We start from the raw sequence: 25,980 nt of genomic DNA, 5'->3' as shown, positions 1-25,980 counted from the left end.
CTTACCCGGCCTGCGATGGGGGGCTATTTGCGGCGTTTGTTATCGTCCATAAAGGTCCAGGCGATAAAGCGGCTCTGCTTCTGGCCCTGCGCCATCTCTTTTTTGACTACCTTCACCGCGCCGACGTCGGTCAGCGCGCGGTAAAGCGGCGGCAGGTTATCGCCGCGGGAGACCAGCGTGGTAAACCATTTCACCTGACGACCGAAGCCCTTACTCTCGGCAATCATGCGCAGAATAAATGCCACTTCCCCGCCCTCGCACCATAGCTCCTGCTGCTGGCCGCCAAAGTTCAGCGCGCCGTCTTCAGCCTGGCCCAGGTTACGCCGCTTGCGTTCACTTCCCGCACGTGCGGAGGCGGCGGAGTCGTGGAAGGGCGGGTTGCACAGGGTGGCATCATATTGTTCGTTCTTGTGAATAATGCCGTTGAAAATAGCAGCGGGATCCTTTTGACGACGCAAACGAACGGCCCGGCTTAACCCTGGGTTAGCGTTGATAATGGCCTGTGCGCTGGCAAAGGCCTCGGCGCCGATCTCGCTGCCGGTAAACCGCCACTGGTACTCATGTGCGCCTATCAGGGGGTAGATCAGGTTCGCGCCCGTACCGATATCAAGCACGGTGGCCTGTTTCGGCACCACGCCGCCATTATCATCTGCCAGCAGATCGGCAAGATGATGGACATAATCCGCACGTCCTGGCACCGGTGGGCAGAGAAAGCCATCCGGGATGTCCCAGTGCGTAACGCCATAAAAATGGGCCAGCAGCGCTTTGTTCAGCGTCTTAACCGCCAGCGGATCGGCAAAGTTTACCGACGGTTCACCGGCTGGTGTCTGAACAATAAAATCCTGCAATTCCGGGCAGCTCAGGCACAGGGCTTTCATGTCGTAGCGGCTACGGTGGCGGTTACGCGGGTGCAATCCCGGCTTTTGGGAAGTCATGGCATTCTCCTTTAGACAGCCGCGTAAGATACCCTGTGACGGCGCGGGGGTAAATATCTGTCTGCGCTGCACAAAAAACCGACGAAAATCAGCAACCTGTATGTCTATGATCTGTCAGCAAATTGTCAGAATTTATCGTTCAAAAAATAAGCAGATCATCATCAAATTTTTGCGCTAAATCACGCGCGTCAGGCTTCTAAACTTAAGAGGAATCACCTGTTGTTTCCCCTGAGGATGTGATTATGAAAAAGTATCTGACCTTTATTATTGCGGGTGCGCTGGCAGGCGCATCGTTCTCAGCCTGGTCCGTTCAACCTCTGACCGACAGCAACGACACCAGCCAGCTACGTGCGGCCGGGACGGTCTCTGTCAGCCGGGCAAGCAACCTTGATGACCTTCAGGACAAGCTGGCCGAAAAAGCGCGTCAGGAAGGGGCTAAAGGCTTCGTGGTGAACGCCGCCGGTGGCGATAACCATATGTACGGCACCGCGACCATCTATAAATAATGCCCTCTTTTCCCACACTGCATCTGCCAGGCAGATGCAGTTCTCATTTCCTTCCTTCGCCTTGACTGTGCGTTTTTTAACCCCATATTAAGATGAATGGCTTAAACAGATCAGGAGAACATGATGGCTTCCGGCTGGGCGAATGACGACGCCGTTAACGAACAGATCAACAGTACCATTGAAGATGCGGTCGCGCGTGCTCGCGGTGAAATTCCGCGCGGCGAAAGTTTGACGGAATGCGAAGAGTGCGGGGATCCGATTCCTGAAGCACGGCGTAAAGCCATTCCTGGCGTACGGCTATGCATTGCCTGTCAGCAGGAGAAAGATTCAAAAAATGCGGCACATTCAGGATATAATCGTAGAGGATCGAAAGACAGCCAGTTACGTTGACTTTCCTTTACCGAAGTTAACCGCGCCAGCCGTTTACTTTACGCTCACGACTTTTAGCGAAACGCGTAGCAAAACGTGCCCTTCCGATGGCTTCTGTAAAGCGCATCCCCAAGAAATGTCAATTGCGCTTCTGAATTTATTAATAATCAATAAGTTATTTGTCATTCAATTTTTTTGAGTAACCACGTCAATTCTCTTCGATTTTATCTTCCACTAAAAACCGTGATACTTATCACATCGACGGAACATCGTCCCCTTAACAGAATAACCTGCGAGAATTGACCTATGAAAACAATCAAATATGCTGTTGCCGCTGTTGCCCTGTCCGCTCTGTCTTTCGGCGCTTTCGCCGTAGAGCCAGTCTCCTCTACTCAGGCACAGGATCTGAATAAAATCGGGGTGGTGAGTGCTGAAGGCGCGACCACGCTGGACGGTCTGGAAGCCAAACTGGCGGAAAAAGCTGCCGCTGCCGGCGCAAGTGGATACACCATCACCTCCACTAACGGTAATAACAAACTGAGCGGTACTGCGGTTATCTACAAGTAATCGAACGAATTATGCTCCACCCTCACCCTACCCTCTGGTGAGATGCTCCAACCCTCATTGACCCTGTTGTTGTTACCCTTGTTTGCCCGTCCGCCACTGGACGGGCTTTTTTTTGCTTAAAAAGACTGCGCCACGCGCTGCAACCCGGCGTCCACAGACGCCACTTCCCCTGCCGCCAGCAGACAGCAGGCCATTTGCAGCTTGATAGACTGCGGAACCGGCACCTTTCCGGCCAGACACTGTACGATCCAGTGCGCGGTGACTTGCGGATCTTTCGACTCAGGCAGGATCACATCGCTGTTCTCTTCCCCACGTTCCAGCACGACCCGCGTCCCGGCAGGCTCAATCAGCATCAGCTGTGGACAACGCTGCGGGTTGGCGTAAACCTCCCCTTCAGTCCCGTGCATCAGCAGCGCTCGCCCGCCGATTTTGGCAAAGAATTGACCGACCCGCGTCACGTACTCCGGATGGGAGACGCTGGAAAGACGCAGCGCGGCGTCTTCGGCAAACGGCGTCGCCAGCTTCGCCAGGGTGTGGGCGCTGTTACGCACCCCCATGCGCCAGCGCATGTCCAGCTGCTTTTCCAGCGGCGGGCAGAGCGCGCGCACGGGAATATAGACCGGCTGGTTCCCCTCCAGTTTGGCCTGCGCCTGGCCAGCATGGAGAGTAGGTTCGATGCCTAATAATTCCAGAATGGTCTCTGTCAGCACGCGCGTTGGATCTTCGCTCACGCCATGCACCACCACCGGGAAACCGAGTTTCTGCAACAGAATAGCCAGCAGCGGCGTGAGGTTTGCCTGCTTACGCGCGCCATTGTAGGTCGGGATCACAATCGGCATCGGCTTCGTGACGGGCGGGGTTAAACGCATCGTCTGCGACTGCATGGCCTCATAAAAACCGCGCATCTCCGCCTCACCTTCCCCTTTGATGCGCAGCGCAATCAGAATGCCGCCCATTTCCAGATCCGGCACGTCGCCATTCAGCATATGCGTGTACAACGCACGGGCCGTTTCCTGATCCAGATCGCGAGCATGGTTTTTCCCACGCCCTACCTCTTTGATAATTTTGCGGTAATCCACGACATTTCTCCTGACAGCATCATCTTGTTAACAATATAGCCCGATGAACACGCACCCGATAGTGTTTTGTGATCATTATCAACCTGCTGTTTTCAGGTAAAAAAATAAACTCAAGCACTATTTGCATTATTTGTGATTGGAACTAAAGATTCGTACCTGTCCTTTTTTTGATTAAATAAACATCGGAAAGTTATTAAGGGTCAACGGTAAAAACGTCCAGGCAACGTTTTTGCCAGAAACACATTGGGATTTACTATGAACAAGGTTGCATTAGGGTTGTTTATCGCCACAACGGTGGGGTGTTCTGCATCCGCATTTGCGGAAACCAACGGTGAAGGGCAGATTAATTTCACCGGAGAAATTATCGATTCTGCTTGCCAGGTCGTGAATGGATTAAGTAATCCATTAGATGTTCAGTTAGGAAAAGTATCTAAAACGGTATTTACCGGCGCAGGCTCTACCAGCACACTCACGAAGTTTGATATTAAGTTAACCAATTGTCCGGAAACCGTAACCTCGGCTGCGATTAACTTCGGTGGTACCCCGGATGCGGATAATAATGCCACGCTGGCATTAACGCCCGATACCGATGCGGCTACTGGTGTAGCTATTCAGCTAATGGACGCTTCCGGGCAGCCTGTCACTCTGTATACCCCTTCGAAGCAATATCCTTTAGCCTCCGGAACGGAGGTTAACGACCTGGAGTTCGGTGCGCGTTATATTCAAACTCAGGCGGCAGTTACTGCGGGCCCTGCTAACTCTGTATCGACCTTCACCGTTATTTATAACTGATCTTATCAATCCTGAGATATTAATGCTCTTGCGGGCATTAATATCTCATCTTTTTATTGAGAAATCTTTATGCGCCACGGTTATTTACTGAGCACTCTTTTACTGGTAGCAGCCTCGGCACAGGCGGGTGTCGTGATCAATGGCACCCGTCTGGTCTATCAGGGAGATAAAAAGGAATCATCTCTTGGTCTTTCAAACCCAGATACCACGGATTATCTGGTGCAGTCCTGGGTCGATTCCGGCGGTAAAAACCTGGCCAAAGCCCCGTTCCTGATCACCCCGCCGCTTTTCCGACTGGATGCGAAAGAAGATAACGTACTACGCGTAGTGCGTACGGGAGGAAATTTACCGGAAGACAGGGAATCTCTGTACTGGCTGAATATTAAAGCGATCCCTTCCTCAAAGCAGGTTGAAGGCGTAAATACGCTGCAAATTGCCATTAACACCCGAATTAAATTGCTCTATCGCCCGTCAGCGGTAAAAGGCAAACCAGAAGATATGGCCGATAAACTTGAATGGCATCGCGAAGGGAATGATTTAGTGGTGAACAATCCCACGCCTTTCTATATGAATTTTCAGGCCGTCACCCTGAATGGTCAGAAAATCACGAAAGCCACCTGGGCTGTGCCAAAAACTGAAACGCATTTTGCTTTACCTGGCAATGTCGGAGGCTCGACCGTCGTGTATTCCATTATTACGGATTACGGCAGCATCAGCCAGACATGGTCTAAACCCGTTCATTAATAATATTGCCCGGTAATAAAATCATCATGTACAGCCATAAAAAGCCGTTCACCTGCCGATTTTCGTCATTGCTGATGACTTTTTGTTGCCTGGCAATGGCGATCTTTGCGCAGCAGGTTTTGGCTGATGATTATTTTAACCCTGCCCTGCTGGACATTGATAACCCGCAGCAGGAAAAGACCGATCTGTCTGTCTATGAAAAAGGTCCCGGTCAGGCGCCAGGTAAATATCAGGTCGCGGTATTTATCAATAACAATAAAATTGATACCCGTGACGTGACCTTTAACGTAGTTAAAGATCCGCAGGGCACCAGCACGCTTCAGCCCTGTTTTACACTGGACGAATTAAAGAGCCTCGGGGTCAAAACCCAAAAATATCCGCAGCTGAGGGCAGAAGGTCAGTGCGCCGATCTACACGCCATCCCTTCGGCATCCGCGACCTTTCGCGTGCGCAATCAGCAGCTGCTGCTGAGTATTCCGCAAAAGGCGCTCGGACAGGTGCCACGCGGTTACATCGACCCGAAAGAGTTTGACGAAGGGATCAACGCGGGCCTGCTTAATTACAGCGTCAACGCCAGCCAGAGCCATGCGCGCCAGCAGGGTGAAGAGGATAGCAGCAGCCAGTACGTTAACCTGCGTCCCGGCTTCAACCTCGGGGCATGGCGCGTTCGTAACTACTCCACCTGGAATCGCAGCACCACGGGCCACGAGGAGGAACAGAAATTCACCTCCGTTTATACCTATGCGCAACGCGATATTGTGGCAATGAAAAGTGACGTGACGGTGGGCCAAAGCACCTCACCTTCCGACGTTTTTGACAGCGTCCCCTACACCGGCGTGGAGCTGAAATCCGACAACGACATGCTGCCGGACAGCGAAAAAGGCTATGCCCCTATTATTCGCGGCACCGCCCACAGTAACGCGCTGGTGATGGTCCGCCAGAACGGGTACGTGATTTATCAGAACACGGTCGCGCCGGGCGCATTCGAAATTAACGACCTCTACCCCACCGGCAGCAGCGGCGACCTCCAGGTCACGGTGAAAGAAACTGACGGCAGCGAAAGTCATTTCGTGGTGCCGTTTGCCTCCGTGCCGGTATTGCAGCGTGAAAAAAACCTGCGCTACAGCGTAACCGCCGGGCGTTATCGCTCTTATGACAAAGACGTTGAAAAGACCCCGTTTGCCCAGGGAAGCGCCATCTACGGTTTACCTCACGGCTTCACGGCCTACGGCGGCGTGCAGCAGAGCAGCCACTATCAGTCCCAGGCGCTCGGCGCCGGGAAAAACATGGGCGATCTCGGGGCGTTCTCAATTGACGTGACCCGCGCCAGAGCCCTGCTGAAAAAACAGCAGTCCAGCAAGGGCCAGTCGTGGCGCGTACGCTACAGCAAAGATTTCGCCGGTTCAGGCACCAACTTTTCGCTTGCGGGCTATCGCTATAACAGCAAGGGGTTTTACACCCTGGACGACACTATGGAGTCGTATACCCGCGCTGACGACTGGTCTGCTCCCCAGCAGCGCCGCGCCCGTACAGAAGCCACCATTGACCAGACGCTGCCAGAAGGTTGGGGGTCGGTGACGCTGAGCATGGTGAAGGAAACTTACTGGAGCCAGAGCCAGAACATGACCTCCCTGAGCGTCAGCTACAACAACAGCTGGCACGGCGTGAGCTACAGCCTCAGCTACAGCATGAACAAAAACACCCACGACAGCGATGAAGACGGTAATGAGGTAACAAACGACAACCAGTTCTCGCTGAGCGTTTCGGTTCCGCTGGATCGCTGGATGCATAACACCTGGGCCACGTACAACCTGAACAACACCAAAGATGGCACCACGCAGAACATCGGTCTTAACGGTACGGCGCTGAAAGAAGACAACCTGAACTGGAATATCCAGGAAGGACTCAGCAGCACCGGCAGCGGTAACTCCACCAGCATCAACACCGATTACAAAGCGACCTACGGCGAAGTGAGCGCAGGCGTCAGTCAGGATAAGTATCAGCAGACCCTGAACGTCGGTTTGCAGGGCGGCGTGGTGGCCCACGCTAACGGGATAACCCTGAGCCAGCCGCTCGGTGAAACCATCGCGCTGGTGAAAGCGCCAGGTACGCACGGCACCCATATCACCAACCAGACAGGCGTGGAGACTGACTTCCGCGGCTATACCGTCGTGCCGTTCGTGACCGCGTATCGCCATAACACCATCGCACTGGATACCGAAACGCTGCCGGAGGATGCCGACGTCACCCACGCGGCGCAAATTGTGACGCCGACCCGAGGGGCCGTGGTGCGCGCCAGCTTTACTACCCGCGTGGGTAATCGCGTCCTGATGACGCTTACACAAAATGGTAAACCGCTGCCCTTCGGCGCAACGGTCACCACCGGGGATAAGGACAGCGAATTTATTGTCGGAAATGACGGCCAGACTTACCTCTCGGGTCTGCCACAGGAAGGGCATCTCAACGTTTCCTGGGGACAGGAGGCGAGCGAGCACTGCGTCGCTGACTATGCGCTAACGGATGAGAAAGAGAAAACCAGCATCATTAACGCTGCCGCGCAGTGTCATTGATTACCGTTCAGGCTAACGATTATGCAAATGATTAAACAGTGCTTTTTCTTACTGGTTCTGGGAACCGCCGCGTTATTTATGCCGCATGCGAAGGCGACCTGCACCACGCCGGATCTGCCCAAAATGATTAACGTGGCCTCCATCTCTGTACCGACGACGCTGGCCGTTGGCGCAACTATCCCGGGTACAGAGCAAAGCGTTCATGTTGCCGGGCACTGCGATCAGAGTATTGACAGCGGTCTGGAAATTGTTTCCTGCTACTACGGCACCGGCGCGGAAATTCCCGGGCTCAGGGGCGTTTATGATTCCGGCGTACCGGGGATTGGGGTCGCACTAATGAACGATCAGGGTCAGCGAATCAGCGGAGCAGGCGGAGTACAGTGCGATTCACGCGGAACGCCTGTTGCCTATGTTTCTACCGATGGCACACAGTCGTTTAACTTTGACGTCACGCTTGAACTGGTGAAAACAAGCGACGCCGTGACATCCGGCACGCTGGTGCAGTCTCAGACCGAATTCGGCATTGGCGTTTTTGGCCATGAAGGGATCGGCAGCCCTAATCATATTGCGTATGCAGGTAACGTCATTTTGCATCAGGTCACCTGCTCTGTTTCGCCAAAAAATCTCACCGTTAATTTGGGCGATTTTCCCGTCAGTGATTTTATGAGCGTGGGGTTTTTATCCAGCCCCGCTCAGACGTTTAATATCACCGTTAACTGTGACACAACCGTTCAGCCTGAGCTAAAAATCACCAGTGCTAACGGGTACGAAACGGCATTTGAGGGAGTGATCAAACTGACGAAGCAGACGGGCATGGCAAGGGGCGTCGGGGTAAGAATGCTGTTTGATGACCATATCGCGACCTTTGACTCCTACGTCAACACCCAAAGCCAGGCCGTTGCCAATGAAACGCTGGATATCCCCTTTCAGGTTCGCTACGAGCAGACCAGCGATGTGGTGACGCCCGGCCCCGCCAACAGCGTAGCAACCATCACTCTCGCCTATAAGTGACAAACATGAAAAAGACAATCGCGTTTCTGGCGGTGGGCTTACTGGCCCAGGCTCACGCAGACGACATTCAGATCCAAATGACGGGAAATATTTACGCCAATACTTGCGTCATTGACAGCGCCAGCCGCAACCTGACGGTGGACTTAGGCCAGGCGGTGTCGGGCAGTTTTAGAGACGTGGGGGATACCGGCGAGTGGAAAGACTTTTCCCTGTCAGTATCGCACTGCCCAGCCACGCTGGCGCTTGCCACGGCCTTTTTCTATGGCCAGGCAGACAGCGTGCATCCGACCAAATTTGCCAATATCGGTAGCGCAAAGGGACTGGCGCTGGAGCTGGCAGACCGACAGGACAAAATACTGATTGCCCCGCAGGCCGCCTTTAACGCCGCCATCAATCCGAGCGACCACACGGCAACCTTTCCTCTGTCCGCACGCTACTACGCCACCTCAATGCCCGTCACTGCCGGGACGTTCAGCAGCGTGATTCAGGTGACATTCACTTACCAGTAGGACCGCGCCTCTTTGCACGGATGCTTTTTGTACGCCCGGCAGAGGGTTTTGCCGGGCGTTTTTTTACCTCCGGCACTTCTGGCTGCTCAATCGGGAAGATCGGCAGCGCATTCAGCAGCCGCTGGCCATAGTTTTTGGTAAGCAGGCGTTTGTCATAAATCACCACCTCGCCCCAGCATCCGTGGCTACGGATCAGGCGCCCGACCTGCTGGATCAGGTTAAACGACGCCGCAGGCAGGCTTTGCACTTCAAACGGATAACGGTTAAGGCTTTTCAGCCATTCGCCTTCGGTGATCACCACCGGGCTGTCGATGGGCGGGAAGGCAATTTTATGGATATGCACCTGCGTCAGGTAGTCGCCTTTTAAATCCAGCCCTTCCGCAAAGGACTGTAGCCCCACCAGCACGCTACGCTCGCCGTTATCAATGCGTTTACGGTGGGTTTCCACCAGCCGATAGCGCGGCTGATCGCCCTGCACCAGCAGGAGTAAGCGCAGATCGGTGACGTGCTCCAGGAAGCGTTGCATCGCGCGGCCGCTGGCAAACAGCACCAGCATACCGGGGTATTTTTTACTCTCAACTTGCTCGCGGAAGTAGGCCGCCATTTCCGCAATATGCTGCTCTTCGTTATCGATAAGCGGCTCATAGTTCATGCGCGGGATCACCAGCTTGCCCTGCTCACAGTGGTTGAACGGCGAGTCCAGGGCCACAAAACGGTCCCCCGCTTTCTCTTTCAGGCCGCTCATTTCCTGTAACCTTGAGAAGCTGTTCAGTGAACGCAGGGTTGCCGACGTCACTACCACGTGCGGCACGCTGCGCCAGATCAGCTTTTCCAGCTGATCGGCCACGCGGATGCCCACGCAGTGGAAGAACAGATGTACCTGTCCGTCTCGCACTTCGCGGGTGGCCCACTTTGTCACTGGCGCCCCGGACGCCTGCGCCATCGAGGCCAGCCGCCAGAGTTTGCTCTGCGCCTCAAACATGCCCAGCGCGCGGTTCATTTGCAGCAGAATGCGGTGCAAGCGCACCACGTCATGGGTACCGGTTTTCTCGCTGAGATCGTTTAAGAACATCTCCGCCAGCCCGCGCAGCTTTTCAAGGTGCTTCGCCAGCTGCTGGCAAATCTCCATCACTTCCTGTGGCAACTCACCCATCGCAAAGCGGTGTTCCGCTTCCTGGGTGGCGGGGAGATACAGGTTGAGAATGTTATTCAGCGAGGCGATGAGGCCGTACACCTCTTCACAGTGCTCGCTCAACCGCTCCGGGACCGCCAGCGGCGGCGTGGTTTTCGGGCGGAACTGCTCCATGCAGGTTGCCACCAGCTTGCAGAACAGATCGAGTTGCAGGCGAAACCACGGGGCGGTAATTTCCGCACTCATCTCCAGCGCATCCCGCGCCACGTCGGGCAGATGATGACCTTCATCCAGCACCAGCAGCAGGTTTTTGGGCTCCGGCAGGACCGCTTCACTCTCCAGGGCAGCCATCACCAGCGCATGGTTGGCGACAACCACCTCCGCTTCCTGAATCTCACGCCGGGCGACAAAGAACGGGCACTCGCGATAGTAATGACAGTTGCGGTTCAGGCAGCTCGCTTTATCGGTGCTGAGCCTGCGCCACAGGTCGTCGCCGATCGCCTGGCTGGTGTGATCCCGCAGGCCGTCCCACCTGTAGCCGTCGAGATCGGCCTTTAGCTTTGCGCACTGCTCCTGCTCCGCCTTGTTGTTTGGCGTCAGCTCGTCATCAAGAAACGCGAGCAGATCCTGCTGGGAGGGTTCACTGCTGGCCAGCGCCGCCAGATTGCGCGGGCAGACGTAGCGCCCGCGACCAAAGGCGGCGGTGAACCGTAAATCGGGGATAATTTTGCGCAGCAGCGGCAAATCTTTGCTGAAGATCTGATCCTGCAAGGCCACGTTAGCGGTACTGACCACCAGCGTTTTGTCGTCTTCCCGCGCGATGGCAATGCCGGGAATGAGATACGACAGGGTTTTCCCGACGCCGGTCGGGGCTTCAATCGCCAGATGTCGCCCGTCGTCCCCGGCGAGCGTTTTCGCCACGTCGGCAATCATCTGCCGCTGCGGGGCTCGGGGGATAAAATCGGGGATCTGCTGTTGTAGCGCCTTATACCATGCGCCAATTTGCGCCTTGAGCGCAGCGGTTAAAGCCATTGGAAAACCTGAAACACTGTATAAACAGCCACTATTGTGGCACTTTCTCTTCGCTGCCGCAAAAAGAAAAGCCCGGCTTTACGACCGGGCTTCCAGATTACTGCGGGTTAGCAGGTTTACGCGGGCGGCGTCGGCGCTGCCCCTCGCCTGCCGGTTTCCCTTCGCCGCTACGCCACGGGTTTTCACCGGCTGGTTTGCTGTCGTTATTACGACGCGGCGGTTTGCCCGAAGATTTCGGCGCGCCACCTTCGGCACGACGCGGCTGCTGACCGCGACCACCGCCACCCTGACCGCGACCGCCGCCCTGACGACCGTTCTGAATTGGCTCAGCTTTGATCGACGGGTCCACTTCATAACCCGGGGTTTCAATGCGCGGGATCTCTTTCTTCAGCAGGCGTTCGATGTCGCGCAGCAGCTTGTGTTCATCCACGCAGACCAGAGAGAGCGCTTCCCCGGTTGCCGCCGCACGGCCGGTACGGCCGATACGGTGCACGTAGTCTTCCGGCACGTTTGGCAGCTCGTAGTTCACCACGTGCGGCAGCTCTTCAATGTCCAGGCCACGGGCGGCGATGTCGGTTGCCACCAGCACACGTATGTCGCCGGATTTAAAATCAGCCAGCGCGCGGGTACGCGCACCCTGACTCTTGTTGCCGTGGATCGCCGCGCTGCGAATACCGTCTTTATTGAGCTGTTCCGCCAGGTGGTTAGCGCCGTGCTTGGTGCGGGTAAAGACCAGTACCTGCTGCCAGTTGCCCTGGCCGATCATCTGGGAGAGCAGTTCCCGCTTGCGCTTCTTATCCACAAAGTGCACGTGCTGCGTCACCTGCTCGGAGGCGGTATTGCGGCGCGCGACTTCCACTTCCAGCGGGTTATGCAGCAGCTTTTCCGCCAGTGCCTTGATCTCGTCGGAGAAAGTCGCGGAGAAGAGCAGGTTCTGACGACGCGTCGGCAGCTTCGCCAGCACGCGGCGAATGTCGTGGATGAAGCCCATATCCAGCATACGGTCGGCTTCGTCCAGCACCAGAATTTCGATGTTATCGAGCTTCACCGCGTTCTGGTGTTCCAGATCCAGCAGACGCCCCGGCGTTGCCACCAGCACGTCCACGCCGCCGCGCAGCTTCATCATCTGTGGGTTAATGCTTACCCCGCCGAAAACCACCAGCGAACGAATGTTGAGGTAGCGGCTGTATTCACGCACGTTCTCGCCAATCTGGGCCGCCAGTTCGCGGGTTGGGGTGAGGATCAGCGCACGCACCGGACGACGGCCTTTGGCGTGCGGCTGGTTTTTTACCAACAGCTCCAGCAGCGGCAGGGTAAAGCCCGCGGTCTTACCGGTACCGGTCTGCGCGCTTGCCATCAGGTCACGGCCCTGCAAAACGGCCGGAATGGCCTGCTGCTGGATAGGGGTTGGCTCAACGTAGCCCTGCTCTGCGATGGCGCGCAGAATTTCCGGGTTCAGACCAAGGGAATCAAAAGACATAAAAACTCCGAACCGCCCCGACCATCACAGGTGTAGTTTTCAGGGAGATATAACGAATAGAAGGACAAAAACCACAATGTCGCGAAGGAGCGGAGTGTAGCAGCTTTTGTGACGTGGCGCATAAAATATCCCCGGCGATGACTCGACGTTTGCGCAAATCAGGCATAATCTTAATCAATCGATTGATTAATTTTTAATGCTGCTATGAATACAACCCCAACGACAACCAAAGGCGAACAGGCGAAAAGTCAGCTTATCGCCGCCGCGCTGGCGCAGTTTGGCGAGTATGGTCTGCATGCCACCACGCGGGATATCGCCGCTCAGGCCGGGCAGAATATTGCGGCCATCACCTACTATTTTGGCTCAAAAGAGGATTTATACCTCGCCTGCGCCCAGTGGATCGCGGATTTTATCGGCACCAGCTTTCGCCCGCACGTGGAAGAAGCCACCGCGCTGTTCAGCCAGCCAGAGCCTGACCGGGCTGCCATCCGCCAGCTGATCCTTAACGCCTGTCACAACATGATCCGCTTGCTGACGCACGACGATACGCTGAACCTGAGCAAATTTATCTCCCGCGAGCAGCTCTCCCCCACTGCCGCGTACCAGCTGGTGCACGATCAGGTGATCGCCCCGATGCACAGCCATCTGACCCGGCTGATCGCCGCCTATACCGGACGGGACGCCAGCGATACCGACACCATTTTGCATACCCACGCCCTGCTGGGCGAAGTGCTCGCCTTCCGTCTGGGGCGTGAGACCATCCTGTTACGTACGGGCTGGACACAATTCGATGAGGATAAAGCCGCGCAAATTAGCCAGGTCATTACCTGTCACGTTGATCTGATCCTGCAAGGCTTAACGCAAAGGAGCCAGAAGTCATGAAAAAACCTGTCGCCATCATTCTGGTGGTTGTTGTGTTACTTGCTGCGGGAATCGGTGGCTGGCTGTGGTATCAGAGCCAGCAGGATCGTGGCCTGACGCTGTACGGCAACGTGGATATCCGCACCGTGAACATGAGCTTCCGCGTCGGCGGACGGCTGGCCTCGCTGAACGTTGACGAAGGCGATGCCATCAAAGCCGGGCAGACGCTGGGAATGCTGGACAAAGCCCCGTTTGAGAACGCGCTGATGCAGGCAAAAGCAGGCGTCTCCGTCGCACAGGCGCAATACGACCTGATGCTGGCGGGCTACCGTGACGAAGAGATCTCCCAGGCGGCCGCTGCCGTTAAGCAGGCAAAAGCCGCCTATGACTATGCGCAGAATTTCTATAACCGTCAGCAAGGCTTATGGAAAAGCCGTACTATTTCCGCCAACGACCTGGAAAACGCGCGCTCATCCCGCGACCAGGCACAGGCGACGCTGAAATCTGCCCAGGATAAGTTAAGCCAGTACCGCACCGGTAACCGTGCGCAGGACATTGCCCAGGCGAAGGCCAGCCTTGAGCAGGCGCAGGCGCAGTTAGCCCAGGCGGAGCTGGATCTGCACGACACCACGTTAGTCGCCCCGTCTGACGGCACGCTGATGACCCGCGCCGTGGAGCCGGGCAGCATGCTCAGCGCGGGCAGCACCGTGTTAACGCTCTCCTTAACCCGTCCGGTGTGGGTGCGCGCTTACATTGATGAGCCAAATCTTGGCCAGATGCAGCCGGGCCGCGAACTGCTGCTCTATACCGACGGTCGCCCGGACAAGCCGTATCACGGCAAAGTGGGCTTCGTCTCCCCTACCGCCGAGTTCACGCCAAAAACCGTTGAAACCCCGGACCTGCGTACCGACCTGGTGTATCGCCTGCGCATCATCGTCACCGATGCGGACGACGCGCTGCGTCAGGGCATGCCTGTTACCGTGACCTTAAACGACGGGGAACGACATGAATGATGCGGTTATCCAGCTCAACAATCTGGTCAAACGCTTCCCGGGAATGGCCAAACCGGCGGTCGCGCCGCTGAATTGTACGATTCAGAAAGGCTATGTGACCGGGCTGGTGGGGCCGGACGGCGCGGGTAAAACCACGCTGATGCGGATGCTGGCGGGATTGCTGAAGCCGGATGAAGGCAGTGCCAGCGTGCTTGGCCTCGATCCGATCAAAGACGACGCGGCGCTCCACGGCATGCTCGGCTATATGCCGCAGAAGTTTGGTCTGTACGAAGATCTGACGGTAATGGAAAACCTCAACCTGTATGCCGATCTGCGCAGCGTTACCGGCGAAACCCGGCAGAAAACCTTCCAGCGTCTGCTGGCGTTTACCTCCCTCGGCCCGTTCACCGACCGGCTGGCGGGCAAACTTTCCGGCGGGATGAAGCAGAAGCTGGGGCTGGCCTGCACGCTGGTGGGCGAACCGAAGGTGCTATTGCTGGATGAACCCGGCGTGGGCGTGGACCCGATTTCCCGCCGCGAGCTGTGGCAGATGGTGCACGAGCTGGCGGGTGACGGCATGCTGATCCTCTGGAGTACCTCTTACCTTGATGAAGCAGAGCAGTGCCGCGACGTGCTGCTGATGAATGAAGGCGAACTGCTCTATCAGGGCGAACCCACCGAGCTGACGCAAACCATGGCCGGGCGCAGTTTTCTGCTGCACAGCGCGCAGGAGTCCAACCGCAAGCTGCTGCAACGGGTACTGAAGCTGCCGCAGGTGAGCGACGGGATGATTCAGGGCCGTTCGGTGCGCGTGATCCTCAAAAAAGAGACTACCGCCGACGATATCCGCCGTGCGCAGGGTATGCCTGAGATCGACATGACAGAGACCGCGCCGCGCTTTGAAGATGCGTTTATCGATCTGCTGGGCGGGGCGGGAACCTCAGAATCACCGCTTGGCGCCATCCTGCACACGGTGGAAGGCACGCCGGGCGAAACGGTCATTGAAGCGAAATCGCTCACCAAAAAATTCGGCGATTTCGCCGCCACCGATAACGTCAATTTTGCCGTGAAGCGCGGCGAGATATTTGGCCTGCTCGGGCCGAACGGCGCGGGGAAATCCACCACCTTTAAAATGATGTGCGGCCTGCTGGTACCGACCTCCGGCAAAGCGCTGGTGCTGAACATGGATCTCAAAGTCAGCTCCGGCAAGGCGCGCCAGCACCTGGGCTATATGGCGCAGAAGTTTTCGCTCTACGGCAACCTGACGGTGGAGCAAAATCTGCGATTTTTCTCCGGCGTCTATGGCCTGCGGGGACGGGCACAGAATGAGAAGATCGGTCGCATGTGCGACGCCTTCGGCCTGACCGATATCGCCTCACACGCTACCGACGCTCTGCCGCTTGGCTTCAAACAGCGGCTGGCGCTGGCCTGCTCACTGATGCACGAGCCGGATATCCTGTTTCTTGATGAACCAACTTCAGGCGTGGACCCCCTCACCCGCCGAGAATTCTGGTTGCATATCAATAGCATGGTGGAAAAAGGCGTGACCGTGATGGTCACCACCCACTTTATGGACGAGGCAGAGTATTGCGACCGCATCGGGCTGGTCTATCGCGGCAAGCTGATTGCCCACGGCACCCCGGATGACCTGAAAGCGCAGGCCGCCGACGACGCGCAGCCAGACCCAACCATGGAGCAGGCGTTTATCACCCTCATCCACGACTGGGATAAGGAGAATACTCATGCGCAGTAACGCCCTTTCCTGGCGCCGGGTGCGCGCCCTGTGCGTCAAAGAGACGCGGCAGATTGTGCGTGACCCCAGCAGCTGGCTGATTGCGGTGGTGATCCCCCTGCTGCTGCTGTTTATTTTCGGCTACGGGATTAACCTCGACTCCAGCAAGCTGCGGGTCGGGATTTTGCTGGAGCAGCAGAGCGAAGAGGCGCTGGACTTCACTCACGCCATGACCGGTTCGCCCTACATTGACGCCACCATCAGCGACAACCGGCAGGAATTGATCCAGAAAATGCAGGCCGGGAAAATTCGCGGTCTGATCGTCATTCCGGTCGATTTCGCCGCCAATATGGCGCGCGCTGAAACCGATGCGCCGATTCAGGTGATCACCGACGGCAGCGAGCCGAACACCGCCAACTTCGTGCAGGGCTACGCGGAGGGGATCTGGCAGCTCTGGCAGATGCAGCGCGCCGAAGACCGGGGTGAGGAGTTTGAGCCACTGATCGATGTGCAGACGCGCTACTGGTTTAACCCCGCCGCCATCAGCCAGCACTTTATTATTCCGGGCGCGGTGACCATCATCATGACGGTAATCGGCGCGATTTTGACCTCGCTGGTGATCGCCCGCGAGTGGGAGCGCGGCACCATGGAGGCGCTGCTCTCGACCGAAGTGACGCGCGTCGAGCTGCTGCTCTGCAAGCTGATCCCCTACTACTTCCTCGGCATGCTGGCGATGCTGCTGTGTATGCTGGTCTCGGTATTTATTCTTGGCGTGCCGTACCGCGGCTCGCTGGTGCTGCTGTTCTTTATTACCAGCCTGTTTTTGCTCAGCACGCTGGGGATGGGACTGTTAATTTCCACCATCACCCGCAACCAGTTTAACGCCGCGCAGGTGGCGCTTAATGCCGCCTTCCTGCCGTCGATTATGCTCTCCGGCTTTATCTTCCAGATAGACAGTATGCCGGCGGTGATCCGCGCCGTGACGTACATCATTCCGGCGCGCTACTTTGTGAGCACCCTGCAAAGCCTGTTCCTGGCGGGAAATATTCCGGTGGTGCTGATTATCAACACCCTGTTTTTGCTGGCGTCGGCGGTGATGTTTATCGGGCTGACGTGGATGAAAACGAAAAGAAGATTAGATTAGCCATCGGATTTTGTAGGTCGGGTAAGCGCAAGCGCCCCCCGACAGGAGGACGACGCGATGTTTCACCGTTTATGGACATTGATCCGCAAAGAGCTGCAATCCTTGCTGCGCGAGCCGCAGACCCGCGCCATTCTGGTGCTGCCGGTGCTGCTTCAGGTTGTACTGTTTCCGTTTGCCGCCACACTGGAGGTCACCAACGCCACCATCGCCATTTACAACGAAGACAACGGCAAGCATTCCGTCGAGTTGACGCAGCGTTTCGCCCGCGCCAAAGCCTTTACCCATGTCCTGCTTCTGGAAAGCCCGCAGGCGATCCAGCCCACCATCGACACGCAGAAAGCATTATTGCTGGTGCGCTTCCCGGCGGACTTCTCCCGCAACCTGGACACATTCCAGACCGCGCCGATGCAGCTGATCCTCGACGGACGTAACTCCAACAGCGCCCAGATTGCGGCGAACTATTTGCAACAGGTGGTGAAGGATTACCAGCAGGAGCTGATGGCGGGCAAACCCAAACCCAACAACAGCGAGCTGGTGGTGCGCAACTGGTACAACCCGAACCTGGACTATAAATGGTTTGTGGTGCCGTCATTAATCGCCATGATCACCACCATTGGCGTGATGATTGTCACCTCGCTGTCCGTGGCGCGCGAACGTGAGCAAGGTACGCTGGATCAGCTGCTGGTCTCACCGCTCGCCACCTGGCAGATATTTGTCGGCAAGGCGGTGCCGGCACTGATTGTCGCGACGTTCCAGGCCACCATCGTGCTGGGGGTGGGAATATGGGCGTACCAGATCCCGTTTGCCGGATCGCTGGCGCTGTTTTACTTCACGATGGTGATTTACGGCCTGTCGCTGGTGGGGTTTGGGCTGCTGATTTCCGCGCTCTGCTCAACGCAGCAGCAGGCGTTTATCGGGGTGTTTGTCTTTATGATGCCGGCGATTTTGCTTTCAGGGTATGTTTCGCCAGTGGAGAACATGCCGGTGTGGTTACAGGATTTGACGTGGATAAACCCGATTCGTCACTTCACGGATATCACCAAGCAAATCTATCTGAAGGATGCGAGTCTGGATATTGTGTGGGGAAGTTTGTGGCCGCTACTGGTCATCGCGGCCACAACGGGCTCAGTGGCCTATGCGATGTTTAGACGAAACATCGCGTAGCTTTTTCTCTTTGGTGAGCAACGACACCACCGCAGGCCCTGCGAGGATAGCCAGACCCGCCAGGGCCAGCAGCAGGTTGTTTTGCAGCACGCGTGACAACAGCCACAGGACGATCATTGCCGCACCAAAATACCAGGTGGTGGTGAGCTCTTCGAGCACATCACCCACTTCACGCCAGCGCGCGTCGTGGTGACGCTGTAAAAACAGCATCGACAGCACGGTCACGCCGTAAACCACGCATAACCCTAAGCCGACACGCACCAGCGTGCCGCTCATCCAGCCCATCACCAGTACGGCCACGACCAGTAAATGCAACATTATCTGCCAGCAACTCAAACCGGTTGCGACACGAACGCGTTGTTGCCACTTCATGGCTTCTCTCCTGAAGGATTTTTCTCTGCTAATTCAGACTACCGCACTTTACGGAAAATTCCGTAACGCCGCATCTTTTTGTGACGCCTACTACACTTTATTTTCATCGGGATAGTCACCCAGGAAGGTGTTTATGAGCAAAAAAACGCAGCATTTCTCGCTTAAGGTGCTGACGATAAACATTCATAAGGGCTTCACAGCATTTAACCGCCGCTTCATTTTACCGGAGCTGCGCGACGCGGTACGCACCGTCAGCGCCGATATTGTCTGCCTCCAGGAGGTCATGGGCGCGCACGAAGTGCACCCTATGCATTTCGAAAACTGGCCCGACACGCCCCACTACGAGTTTCTGGCGGATACCATGTGGAGCGATTACGCCTACGGGCGCAATGCGGTCTACCCGGAGGGGCATCACGGTAACGCGGTGCTGTCGCGTTTTCCTATCGAGCATTATGAGAACCGCGACGTCTCCGTTGGCGAGAGCGAAAAACGCGGGCTGTTATACTGTCGTATCACCCCCCCGGCGCTCGATTTTCCCATTCATGTGGGCTGTGTTCATCTTGGCCTGCGTGAAGCCCACCGTCAGGCCCAGCTACAGATGCTGGCAGACTGGACCAATGCGCTGCCGGAGGGCGAGCCCGTAGTGGTGGCCGGTGATTTCAACGACTGGCGACAGCGGGCCAACCATCCGCTGAAGGTGAAGGCGGGGCTGGAGGAGATCTTTACCCGCTCACGCGGTCGTCCCGCGCGGACGTTTCCGGTGCGCTTCCCCCTGCTGCGCCTTGACCGCATTTACGTAAAAAATGCCCACGCCAGCAGCCCGACTGCGCTGGCTTTACTCAACTGGCGACATCTCTCCGACCATGCCCCACTCAGCGCGGAGATCCACTTATGAAATGCACATGGCAGGAAGGTAACCGTATTACGCTGCTGGAAAATGGCGATAACTTTTATCCGGCGGTTTTTGAGGCGATTAGCCACGCACAGCAGAAAGTCTTTCTCGAAACGTTTATCTGGTTTGAAGACGATGTGGGCAGGCAGTTGCACAGCGCACTGCTGCATGCCGCCCGTCGCGGTGTAAAAATCGAGGTTCTGCTCGACGGATATGGTTCGCCGGATCTCAGCGACGAATTTGTTAACGAGCTCACCGCCGCAGGGGTGGTGTTCCGCTATTACGATCCCGGCCCGCGTCTGTTCGGCATGCGCACCAACCTGTTCCGCCGAATGCACCGCAAAATTGTGGTGGTGGATGAAACGGTGGCCTTCGTTGGCGGCATTAACTACTCCGCCGAGCATATGTCGGATTACGGTCCCGAAGCTAAACAGGACTACGCGATCCGTATCGAAGGACCGGTGGTTCAGGACATCCAGCTGTTCGTGCTGGAAAACTTACCCGGCAAAGAGGCCGCTCGCCGCTGGTGGCGACGCCGTCATCGCCCGGAAGAGAACCGCAAGCCCGGCGAGGCGCAGGCGCTGTTCGTCTGGCGGGATAACGAGGAGCACCGGGACGATATCGAGCGTCATTACCTGAAGATGCTGGCGAACGCGAAGCGCGAGGTGATTATTGCCAACGCCTATTTCTTCCCTGGTTACCGGATTTTGCACGCCATGCGCAACGCGGCCCGACGCGGCGTGAGCGTGAAGCTTATCGTGCAGGGTGAGCCCGATATGCCGATTGTGAAGGTCGGCGCGCGTCTGCTCTATCGCTATCTGGTCAAAAGCGGCGTGCAGATCTATGAATATCGCCGCCGCCCGCTGCACGGCAAAGTCGCCGTGATGGATGACCACTGGGCGACCGTTGGCTCCAGCAACCTCGATCCGCTGAGCTTATCGCTCAATCTGGAAGCGAACCTGATCATCCACGATCGCCAGTTTAATCAGACCCTGCACGATAACCTTCAGGGTCTTATCAATAAAGACTGCGTGCGTGTGGATGAGTCCATGGTGCCGAAACGGAGCTGGTGGAACGTGGGCATCGGCGTGGTGGTGTTCCACTTCCTGCGCCACTTCCCGGCCATGGTGGGCTGGCTGCCCGCGCATACGCCGAAACTGGCGCTGGTGGATCCGCCTGTGCAACCCGAAATGGAAACCCAGGACCGCGTAGAGGCGGAAGATGGAGGGAAAACCTGATGTCGAAATCTCATCCTCGCTGGCGGCTGGCGAAAAAAATCCTGACCTGGCTGTTCTTCATTGCCGTCGCGGTCCTGCTGGTGGTGTATGCCCAAAAGGTGGACTGGGAAGAGGTGTGGAAAGTTATTCGCAACTACAACCGGACAGTCCTGCTGGGGGCCGTTGGGCTGGTGATTGTGAGCTACCTGATGTACGGCTGCTATGACCTGCTGGGACGTGCCTACTGCGGACATAAGCTTGCCAAACGGCAGGTTATGCTGGTGTCATTCATCTGCTATGCCTTTAACCTGACGCTGAGCACCTGGGTGGGCGGGATTGGTATGCGCTATCGCCTGTACTCCCGCCTTGGCTTACCGGGCGGCACCATCACGCGTATTTTCTCCTTAAGCATCACCACCAACTGGCTGGGGTATATCCTGCTGGGCGGGGTGATTTTCACCATCGGCGTGGTGCAGCTGCCTGCGCACTGGTACATCGATGAGGCTACCCTGCGCATCCTGGGCATCGTACTGCTGATGATCATCGCCGCCTACCTGTGGGCCTGCGCCTTTGCCAAACGTCGTCACATGACCATTAAAGGCCAGACGCTGGTGCTGCCGTCATGGAAGTTTGCCGTCCTGCAAATGGTGGTTTCCAGCGCTAACTGGATGGCGATGGGGGCCATTATCTGGCTGTTGATTGGCGAAGATGTGAACTACTTCTTCGTGCTGGGCGTGCTGCTGGTAAGCAGTATTGCCGGAGTGATTGTGCATATTCCGGCGGGTATTGGCGTACTGGAGGCGGTGTTTATCGCGCTGCTTGCGGGGGAGCATGTGTCTCACGGGACGATTATCGCCGCCCTGCTCGCGTACCGCATGATCTACTACTTCCTGCCGCTGGCGCTGGCAACGGTCTGTTATCTGGTGCTGGAGAGTCGGGCGAAGAAGCTGCGCGCGAAGAACGAGAGGATGTTGGCGAAGTGAGTTGTGTCGGGTAGCGCTGCGGTCTGATGCCCTCTCCCACGGGGAGAGGGAGAAAAGCCCGCACCGTGCAATCCCCTCTCCCTGAGGGAGAGGGTTAGGGTGAGGGGGAAATAACTAGCGACGGTTGCCGAAGATACGCAGCAGCATCAGGAACAGGTTGATGAAGTCCAGATAAAGCGTCAGCGCGCCCAGAATCGAGTATTTGCGCAGGTTTGAACTGTCGCGAACATCAATTTGTTCACCGATGTTTTTCAGCTTCTGGGTGTCGTAAGCGGTTAAGCCCACGAAGATCACCACCCCGATATAGGTCACCGCCCACATCAGCGCGTCACTCTTCAGCCACAGGTTCACCAGCGACGCCAGCACAATCCCAATCAGCCCCATAAACAGCATGTTGCCGAAGCCGCTCAGGTCACGTTTGGTGGTGTAACCGTACAGGCTCATCACACCGAACATCCCGCCGGTCACCACAAACGTGCTGGCGATGGAAGAGTAGGTGTAAACGATGAAAATACTGGAAAGCGTCAGCCCGGTCAGCGCCGAATAGAGCATAAACAGCGTGGTCGCCATACCCGCACTGAGCTTGTGCACCAGCCCGGAGAGCACGAACACCAGCGCCAGTTGCGCAATAATCAGCCCAAAGAAGGTGATTTTGCTTGAGAAGATAAACATCATCAGTTCAGGCGTGTTTGCCGCATACCACGCGATAAACGCGGTAAGCAGCAGGCCAACCGTCATCCAGCCATACACCTGAGCCATGTAGGTTTGCAGCCCGCTACGGGTCTGCTGAACTATCGAATCGGAACGCGGAAATCGGTCCATGATTCACTCCTGATTAAGTAAACACACACGTTAAGAGTAACACATCCGCGTAAACCAACTACCAACGGCTGGCGGCATGCTTATCGCTGTCGCGTGATTCTACCCAGCGCTCACCTTCCGGCGTCGCTTCACGCTTCCAGAACGGCGCTTTGGTTTTAAGGTAATCCATGATGAACTCCCCCGCCGCAAAAGCACTCCCGCGATGGGCGCTGGTGACGCCGACAAACACAATCTCTTCGCCGGGCCACATTTCGCCGATGCGATGGATAACCGTAACGCGCCCTAGCGGCCAGCGGCCTCGCGCCTCTTCGACAATGGCCGCCAGCGATTTTTCGGTCATTCCCGGATAGTGCTCCAGCGTCAGCGCTTTTACGCTGTCCCCGAGATTATGATTACGCACTTTCCCGGTAAACGTCACGACCGCGCCGTCTTCGTCGCGCCCGGCCAGCCAGTCATATTCCGTGCCCACGTTAAAACGCTCATGGCCGACCAGAATTCGGGTTTCCGTCATCTTAACCCCCTGTGACCGGCGGGAAGAAGGCCACTTCGTCCCCATCGGCCAGCGGGTGGTTTAACTCCACCAGCGTCTGGTTCACGGCGGCCAGCAGTTTGCCTTCGTCCAGCGCCAGCGCCCAGCGGTCGCCTTGCGCCGCCAGATGCGCACGCAGGGCGGCGACATTTTCGAAAGAGCCGTCCAGCGTCAGGCTGTCGGTATTGACCAGCTCACGGACCTGGGCAAAAAAGAGCACCTTAATCATGGCTTTCCACCTTAAAATCACCGGATTTGCCGCCGCTTTTTGCCAGCAGACGCACCGGGCCAATCACCATATCTTTCTGCACCGCTTTACACATGTCGTAGATGGTCAGCGCCGCCACGGAGGCTGCCGTCAACGCCTCCATCTCCACGCCGGTTTTCCCGGTTAAGCGGCACAGGGACTCGATACGCACGCGGTTATGCTCCGGCTGCGCCTGCAAATTTACCTCCACTTTGCTGAGCATCAGCGGATGGCAGAGCGGGATGAGGTCCCAGGTACGTTTAGCGGCCTGAATACCGGCGATGCGGGCGGTGGCAAACACATCACCCTTGTGATGGCTACCGTCGATAATCATCGCCAGCGTCTCCGGCAGCATGGAGACGAACGCTTCAGCACGCGCCTCGCGCACCGTTTCGGTTTTGGCGGAGACATCCACCATATGCGCTTCGCCAGCGGCGTTTATGTGGGTCAGTTGTGACATAGCTTATTTCTTTAAATGGGGATGGAAATTACACGGACGGGTACGGGCATCCAGCTGCGGGGCAATAATGTTTTCCCACGCGGTGCGGCAGGCTTTGGTCGACCCCGGCATGGCGAAGATCAGCGTCTTATTCGCCACCCCCGCGACGGCACGGGACTGAAGCGTAGAGGTGCCAATCTCTTCAAAGGAGAGCATGCGGAACACTTCGCCGAAGCCTTCCACTTCGCGATCGAACAGCGGGAGCAGCGCTTCCGGCGCCTGGTCGCCTGCGGTAAAGCCGGTGCCGCCAGTGATCAGAACAACCTGGACGTCATCGCTCGCAATCCACTGTGAGACCTGAGCGCGAATGGCGTAACGGTTTTCTTTGACGATCGCTTTATCAACAATCTGGTGTCCGGCTTCGTGTGCCGCCTCGCGCAGCCAGTGGCCAGAGGTATCATCCTCTTCACCACGACGTTCGGAAACGGTAAGAATAGCAATGCGTGTCGGGATAAATTCCGCGCTTACCTGACTCATCTTCTGGTTCCTTCTAAAGCCTGATTACCCGCCGATATAGGACAGGTTCTGAGTAATGCCGGTGTTGCCCTGATGCAGGAAATGGGTCTGCTTTTTGTGCGTCAGCGCCTCGGAAATACGTGCTTCAAGCGCGTCCTGCTGGGCGTCATCTTCCAGCAAATCGCGTAGATCGACGCCGCCATCCCCGAACAGGCAAAGATGGAGCTTGCCGACGGAGGAGACGCGCAGGCGGTTGCAGCTGGCACAGAAGTCTTTTTCATAGGGCATGATCAGGCCGACTTCGCCTTCATAATCCGGATGACAAAAGACCTGCGCCGGGCCATCGCTGCGCTGGCGGATCTGGTGGATCCAGCCGCGTTTCAGCAGTTCGTCGCGCAGAACCATGCCGGAGATATGATGGCGACGGAACAGCTCACTGCCCTCCCCGGTCTCCATCAGCTCAATAAAACGCAGTTGAATGCGGCGCGGTTTGATCCACGCCAGGAAAGTGTCCAGCTGATGGTGGTTCACATCACGCATCAACACGGTATTGACTTTGACCTTGTCGAAACCGGCGGTGAACGCGGCATCGATGCCGTCCATCACCTGCTGGAACTTATCCTGGCCGGTAATGGCGTGGAACTGACGGGCGTCCAGGCTATCGACGCTGACGTTGATCGCCGTCAGCCCCGCATCGCGCCAGTTCGCCACGTCACGCGCCATGCGGTAACCGTTGGTGGTCACCGCGATCTGGCGGATACGTTCGTTTTCACGCACGGCGGCAATGATGTCAGGGAAATCACGGCGCAGGGAGGGCTCTCCCCCGGTAAGACGCACTTTTTCCGTGCCAAGTTCAGAGAACGCGCGCGTGACACGGCGTACTTCATCCACGGAGAGAAAGCCATTATTGGTGACGCTGCCCGGCTTGTAGCCATCGGGCAGGCAGTAGGTGCAACGGAAGTTACACACGTCGGTAATCGACAAACGTAAGTAGAAAAACTTACGCGCGAAAGCATCAGTAAGTTGTGAAGCCATGTACACCTTTCCAGATCGGGAGGCACAGTCATTTCTTTCTGTACCCTGGTGGCAAATCCGCCACGGCCAGGGCGCCATATCTCTCGACACAGGCGCCAGGGCTAGAGTGTATGTTTTCAGTTTTGAAAACGTGGTTATGGCGATAGTAGCGTGGAAATCGCCACTTCGCCATTGTCGCTTTTCGCTATATAAATTTATATATAACGATGTTATCGTGCATTTTCACTACAGAATACGCAAAAACAGCGCTTTCGCATTGATATACGTCATTATGGTTTGTGAGAGGCATCGTCTTTTAGGAGTAGTTGC

At 56.6% G+C, this 25,980-nt stretch carries 27 protein-coding genes and 1 riboswitch; of the genes, 16 read left to right on the top strand and 11 right to left on the bottom strand.

The features are described from left to right. Positions 1-23 precede the first annotated feature (23 nt). Positions 24-935 carry a 23S rRNA (adenine(1618)-N(6))-methyltransferase RlmF gene (rlmF, locus tag FZF21_RS07010; RefSeq protein ID WP_017384919.1) on the bottom strand — a complete coding sequence of 304 codons (912 nt, stop codon included), beginning with the start codon at positions 933-935 and terminating at the stop codon, positions 24-26. Positions 936-1,177: 242 nt separating this feature from the next. Here rlmF and mcbA point away from each other — a divergent pair, with 242 nt between their 5' ends. From mcbA to ybiJ, 3 genes are all read left to right on the top strand, one after another. Continuing rightward, on the top strand, positions 1,178-1,441 hold the full coding sequence (gene mcbA, locus FZF21_RS07005; RefSeq protein ID WP_003858470.1) for a DUF1471 family periplasmic protein McbA: 264 nt from the start codon (positions 1,178-1,180) through the stop codon (positions 1,439-1,441). Positions 1,442-1,564: 123 nt separating this feature from the next. Then, the gene (locus FZF21_RS07000; RefSeq protein ID WP_017693765.1) at positions 1,565-1,831 is read left to right on the top strand and encodes a DksA/TraR family C4-type zinc finger protein; all 267 of its coding nucleotides are present in this window, start codon (positions 1,565-1,567) and stop codon (positions 1,829-1,831) included. 285 nt (positions 1,832-2,116) lie between these two features. Beyond that, positions 2,117-2,377, top strand: coding sequence for a DUF1471 family protein YbiJ (ybiJ, locus tag FZF21_RS06995; RefSeq protein WP_003858474.1), 261 nt, complete (start codon positions 2,117-2,119; stop codon positions 2,375-2,377). A 116-nt stretch (positions 2,378-2,493) separates the two neighbouring features. On the opposite strand, the gene ybiB is transcribed toward ybiJ, so the two are convergent. Further along, complete coding sequence (gene ybiB, locus FZF21_RS06990; RefSeq protein ID WP_017693766.1) at positions 2,494-3,456, bottom strand: DNA-binding protein YbiB; 963 nt, start codon at positions 3,454-3,456, stop codon at positions 2,494-2,496. Between the two features lie 255 nt (positions 3,457-3,711). Here ybiB and FZF21_RS06985 point away from each other — a divergent pair, with 255 nt between their 5' ends. From FZF21_RS06985 to FZF21_RS06965, 5 genes are all read left to right on the top strand, one after another. Continuing rightward, entirely contained in the window at positions 3,712-4,248 is a 537-nt protein-coding gene (locus FZF21_RS06985) for a fimbrial protein (protein ID WP_015571068.1), read from the top strand. A gap of 69 nt (positions 4,249-4,317) precedes the next feature. Beyond that, the gene (locus tag FZF21_RS06980) at positions 4,318-4,992 is read left to right on the top strand and encodes a molecular chaperone (RefSeq protein ID WP_017693767.1); all 675 of its coding nucleotides are present in this window, start codon (positions 4,318-4,320) and stop codon (positions 4,990-4,992) included. A 26-nt stretch (positions 4,993-5,018) separates the two neighbouring features. Beyond that, positions 5,019-7,562, top strand: coding sequence for a fimbria/pilus outer membrane usher protein (locus FZF21_RS06975; RefSeq protein ID WP_149120995.1), 2,544 nt, complete (start codon positions 5,019-5,021; stop codon positions 7,560-7,562). 21 nt (positions 7,563-7,583) lie between these two features. Further along, positions 7,584-8,573, top strand: a complete 990-nt coding sequence (locus FZF21_RS06970; RefSeq protein WP_047718772.1) for a fimbrial protein — start codon at positions 7,584-7,586, stop codon at positions 8,571-8,573. A gap of 5 nt (positions 8,574-8,578) precedes the next feature. Further along, a complete protein-coding gene (locus FZF21_RS06965) occupies positions 8,579-9,082 on the top strand; it encodes a fimbrial protein (protein ID WP_015571072.1) in 504 nt (167 codons plus the stop codon). On the opposite strand, the gene dinG is transcribed toward FZF21_RS06965, so the two are convergent. Both dinG and rhlE read right to left on the bottom strand, forming a co-directional pair. Next, entirely contained in the window at positions 9,069-11,246 is a 2,178-nt protein-coding gene (gene dinG / locus FZF21_RS06960) for an ATP-dependent DNA helicase DinG (RefSeq protein WP_045347398.1), read from the bottom strand. The two genes, FZF21_RS06965 and dinG, sit on opposite strands and share 14 nt — an antisense overlap. 97 nt (positions 11,247-11,343) lie before the next feature. Beyond that, on the bottom strand, positions 11,344-12,726 hold the full coding sequence (gene rhlE / locus FZF21_RS06955) for an ATP-dependent RNA helicase RhlE (RefSeq protein ID WP_017693771.1): 1,383 nt from the start codon (positions 12,724-12,726) through the stop codon (positions 11,344-11,346). A 204-nt stretch (positions 12,727-12,930) separates the two neighbouring features. Here rhlE and cecR point away from each other — a divergent pair, with 204 nt between their 5' ends. The 5 genes from cecR to FZF21_RS06930 are packed head-to-tail and all read left to right on the top strand — an operon-like array spanning position 12,931 to position 18,619. Further along, entirely contained in the window at positions 12,931-13,608 is a 678-nt protein-coding gene (gene cecR / locus FZF21_RS06950) for a transcriptional regulator CecR (protein WP_003858489.1), read from the top strand. Further along, positions 13,605-14,600, top strand: coding sequence for a secretion protein HlyD (hlyD, locus tag FZF21_RS06945; protein WP_023296152.1), 996 nt, complete (start codon positions 13,605-13,607; stop codon positions 14,598-14,600). The genes cecR and hlyD overlap by 4 nt, the downstream gene beginning before the upstream one ends. Continuing rightward, positions 14,593-16,332: an ATP-binding cassette domain-containing protein gene (locus tag FZF21_RS06940; protein WP_032102648.1), complete on the top strand. Its 1,740-nt coding sequence runs from the start codon at positions 14,593-14,595 to the stop codon at positions 16,330-16,332. The genes hlyD and FZF21_RS06940 overlap by 8 nt, the downstream gene beginning before the upstream one ends. Further along, complete coding sequence (locus FZF21_RS06935; RefSeq protein WP_045906632.1) at positions 16,322-17,455, top strand: ABC transporter permease; 1,134 nt, start codon at positions 16,322-16,324, stop codon at positions 17,453-17,455. The genes FZF21_RS06940 and FZF21_RS06935 overlap by 11 nt, the downstream gene beginning before the upstream one ends. A gap of 57 nt (positions 17,456-17,512) precedes the next feature. Further along, positions 17,513-18,619, top strand: coding sequence for an ABC transporter permease (locus FZF21_RS06930; protein WP_017384932.1), 1,107 nt, complete (start codon positions 17,513-17,515; stop codon positions 18,617-18,619). Here FZF21_RS06930 and FZF21_RS06925 read toward each other — a convergent pair. Further along, entirely contained in the window at positions 18,581-18,991 is a 411-nt protein-coding gene (locus tag FZF21_RS06925; protein WP_003858499.1) for a YbhQ family protein, read from the bottom strand. The genes FZF21_RS06930 and FZF21_RS06925 overlap by 39 nt on opposite strands. A gap of 133 nt (positions 18,992-19,124) precedes the next feature. Between FZF21_RS06925 and FZF21_RS06920 the strand changes: the two genes are divergently transcribed. Genes FZF21_RS06920 through FZF21_RS06910 form a run of 3 tightly spaced genes read left to right on the top strand, consistent with a single transcriptional unit; the run spans position 19,125 to position 22,083 of the window. Beyond that, a complete protein-coding gene (locus tag FZF21_RS06920; RefSeq protein ID WP_017384933.1) occupies positions 19,125-19,886 on the top strand; it encodes an endonuclease/exonuclease/phosphatase family protein in 762 nt (253 codons plus the stop codon). Next, complete coding sequence (gene clsB, locus FZF21_RS06915; RefSeq protein WP_032670294.1) at positions 19,883-21,121, top strand: cardiolipin synthase ClsB; 1,239 nt, start codon at positions 19,883-19,885, stop codon at positions 21,119-21,121. The genes FZF21_RS06920 and clsB overlap by 4 nt, the downstream gene beginning before the upstream one ends. Further along, positions 21,121-22,083: a YbhN family protein gene (locus FZF21_RS06910; protein ID WP_149120996.1), complete on the top strand. Its 963-nt coding sequence runs from the start codon at positions 21,121-21,123 to the stop codon at positions 22,081-22,083. Before clsB ends, FZF21_RS06910 begins: the two co-directional genes overlap by 1 nt. A 114-nt stretch (positions 22,084-22,197) precedes the next feature. Here FZF21_RS06910 and FZF21_RS06905 read toward each other — a convergent pair whose 3' ends face one another. The 6 genes from FZF21_RS06905 to moaA all read right to left on the bottom strand — a co-directional run bounded on the left by FZF21_RS06905 (position 22,198) and on the right by moaA (position 25,671). Then, positions 22,198-22,905 carry a Bax inhibitor-1/YccA family protein gene (locus FZF21_RS06905; RefSeq protein WP_015571081.1) on the bottom strand — a complete coding sequence of 236 codons (708 nt, stop codon included), beginning with the start codon at positions 22,903-22,905 and terminating at the stop codon, positions 22,198-22,200. A gap of 58 nt (positions 22,906-22,963) precedes the next feature. Next, the gene (gene moaE, locus FZF21_RS06900) at positions 22,964-23,416 is read right to left on the bottom strand and encodes a molybdopterin synthase catalytic subunit MoaE (protein WP_015571082.1); all 453 of its coding nucleotides are present in this window, start codon (positions 23,414-23,416) and stop codon (positions 22,964-22,966) included. Between the two features lies 1 nt (position 23,417). Beyond that, positions 23,418-23,663: a molybdopterin synthase sulfur carrier subunit gene (gene moaD, locus FZF21_RS06895; protein ID WP_032670296.1), complete on the bottom strand. Its 246-nt coding sequence runs from the start codon at positions 23,661-23,663 to the stop codon at positions 23,418-23,420. Then, the gene (moaC, locus tag FZF21_RS06890) at positions 23,656-24,141 is read right to left on the bottom strand and encodes a cyclic pyranopterin monophosphate synthase MoaC (RefSeq protein ID WP_032670297.1); all 486 of its coding nucleotides are present in this window, start codon (positions 24,139-24,141) and stop codon (positions 23,656-23,658) included. The genes moaD and moaC overlap by 8 nt, the downstream gene beginning before the upstream one ends. Before the next feature lie 3 nt (positions 24,142-24,144). After that, the gene (moaB, locus tag FZF21_RS06885) at positions 24,145-24,657 is read right to left on the bottom strand and encodes a molybdenum cofactor biosynthesis protein B (protein ID WP_022647501.1); all 513 of its coding nucleotides are present in this window, start codon (positions 24,655-24,657) and stop codon (positions 24,145-24,147) included. Positions 24,658-24,681: 24 nt separating this feature from the next. Continuing rightward, complete coding sequence (gene moaA, locus FZF21_RS06880; RefSeq protein ID WP_047737834.1) at positions 24,682-25,671, bottom strand: GTP 3',8-cyclase MoaA; 990 nt, start codon at positions 25,669-25,671, stop codon at positions 24,682-24,684. Then, positions 25,659-25,792: riboswitch (molybdenum cofactor riboswitch) on the bottom strand. It overlaps the preceding gene by 13 nt. Positions 25,793-25,980 lie beyond the last annotated feature (188 nt).

It is taken from the genome of Enterobacter sp. LU1, assembly GCF_008271405.2.
GTDB classification, from domain to species: domain Bacteria; phylum Pseudomonadota; class Gammaproteobacteria; order Enterobacterales; family Enterobacteriaceae; genus Enterobacter; species Enterobacter hormaechei_C.
The sequence above is the reverse complement of the archived record's forward strand: the minus strand, read 5'-3'. Positions and strand labels throughout refer to the sequence as shown.

Coding starts and splice junctions, on each gene's coding strand:
- clsB (WP_032670294.1), top strand. CDS start 19,883: ATGAAATGCACATGGCAGGAAGGTAACCGTATTACGCTGCTGGAAAAT.
- FZF21_RS06930 (WP_017384932.1), top strand. CDS start 17,513: ATGTTTCACCGTTTATGGACATTGATCCGCAAAGAGCTGCAATCCTTG.
- FZF21_RS07000 (WP_017693765.1), top strand. CDS start 1,565: ATGGCTTCCGGCTGGGCGAATGACGACGCCGTTAACGAACAGATCAAC.
- moaC (WP_032670297.1), bottom strand. CDS start 24,141: ATGTCACAACTGACCCACATAAACGCCGCTGGCGAAGCGCATATGGTG.
- cecR (WP_003858489.1), top strand. CDS start 12,931: ATGAATACAACCCCAACGACAACCAAAGGCGAACAGGCGAAAAGTCAG.
- FZF21_RS06975 (WP_149120995.1), top strand. CDS start 5,019: ATGTACAGCCATAAAAAGCCGTTCACCTGCCGATTTTCGTCATTGCTG.
- FZF21_RS06905 (WP_015571081.1), bottom strand. CDS start 22,905: ATGGACCGATTTCCGCGTTCCGATTCGATAGTTCAGCAGACCCGTAGC.
- FZF21_RS06925 (WP_003858499.1), bottom strand. CDS start 18,991: ATGAAGTGGCAACAACGCGTTCGTGTCGCAACCGGTTTGAGTTGCTGG.
- FZF21_RS06970 (WP_047718772.1), top strand. CDS start 7,584: ATGCAAATGATTAAACAGTGCTTTTTCTTACTGGTTCTGGGAACCGCC.
- FZF21_RS06980 (WP_017693767.1), top strand. CDS start 4,318: ATGCGCCACGGTTATTTACTGAGCACTCTTTTACTGGTAGCAGCCTCG.
- dinG (WP_045347398.1), bottom strand. CDS start 11,246: ATGGCTTTAACCGCTGCGCTCAAGGCGCAAATTGGCGCATGGTATAAG.
- ybiJ (WP_003858474.1), top strand. CDS start 2,117: ATGAAAACAATCAAATATGCTGTTGCCGCTGTTGCCCTGTCCGCTCTG.
- FZF21_RS06935 (WP_045906632.1), top strand. CDS start 16,322: ATGCGCAGTAACGCCCTTTCCTGGCGCCGGGTGCGCGCCCTGTGCGTC.
- mcbA (WP_003858470.1), top strand. CDS start 1,178: ATGAAAAAGTATCTGACCTTTATTATTGCGGGTGCGCTGGCAGGCGCA.
- FZF21_RS06985 (WP_015571068.1), top strand. CDS start 3,712: ATGAACAAGGTTGCATTAGGGTTGTTTATCGCCACAACGGTGGGGTGT.
- FZF21_RS06920 (WP_017384933.1), top strand. CDS start 19,125: ATGAGCAAAAAAACGCAGCATTTCTCGCTTAAGGTGCTGACGATAAAC.
- moaD (WP_032670296.1), bottom strand. CDS start 23,663: ATGATTAAGGTGCTCTTTTTTGCCCAGGTCCGTGAGCTGGTCAATACC.
- moaE (WP_015571082.1), bottom strand. CDS start 23,416: ATGACGGAAACCCGAATTCTGGTCGGCCATGAGCGTTTTAACGTGGGC.
- rlmF (WP_017384919.1), bottom strand. CDS start 935: ATGACTTCCCAAAAGCCGGGATTGCACCCGCGTAACCGCCACCGTAGC.
- FZF21_RS06965 (WP_015571072.1), top strand. CDS start 8,579: ATGAAAAAGACAATCGCGTTTCTGGCGGTGGGCTTACTGGCCCAGGCT.
- moaA (WP_047737834.1), bottom strand. CDS start 25,671: ATGGCTTCACAACTTACTGATGCTTTCGCGCGTAAGTTTTTCTACTTA.
- rhlE (WP_017693771.1), bottom strand. CDS start 12,726: ATGTCTTTTGATTCCCTTGGTCTGAACCCGGAAATTCTGCGCGCCATC.
- hlyD (WP_023296152.1), top strand. CDS start 13,605: ATGAAAAAACCTGTCGCCATCATTCTGGTGGTTGTTGTGTTACTTGCT.
- FZF21_RS06910 (WP_149120996.1), top strand. CDS start 21,121: ATGTCGAAATCTCATCCTCGCTGGCGGCTGGCGAAAAAAATCCTGACC.
- FZF21_RS06940 (WP_032102648.1), top strand. CDS start 14,593: ATGAATGATGCGGTTATCCAGCTCAACAATCTGGTCAAACGCTTCCCG.
- moaB (WP_022647501.1), bottom strand. CDS start 24,657: ATGAGTCAGGTAAGCGCGGAATTTATCCCGACACGCATTGCTATTCTT.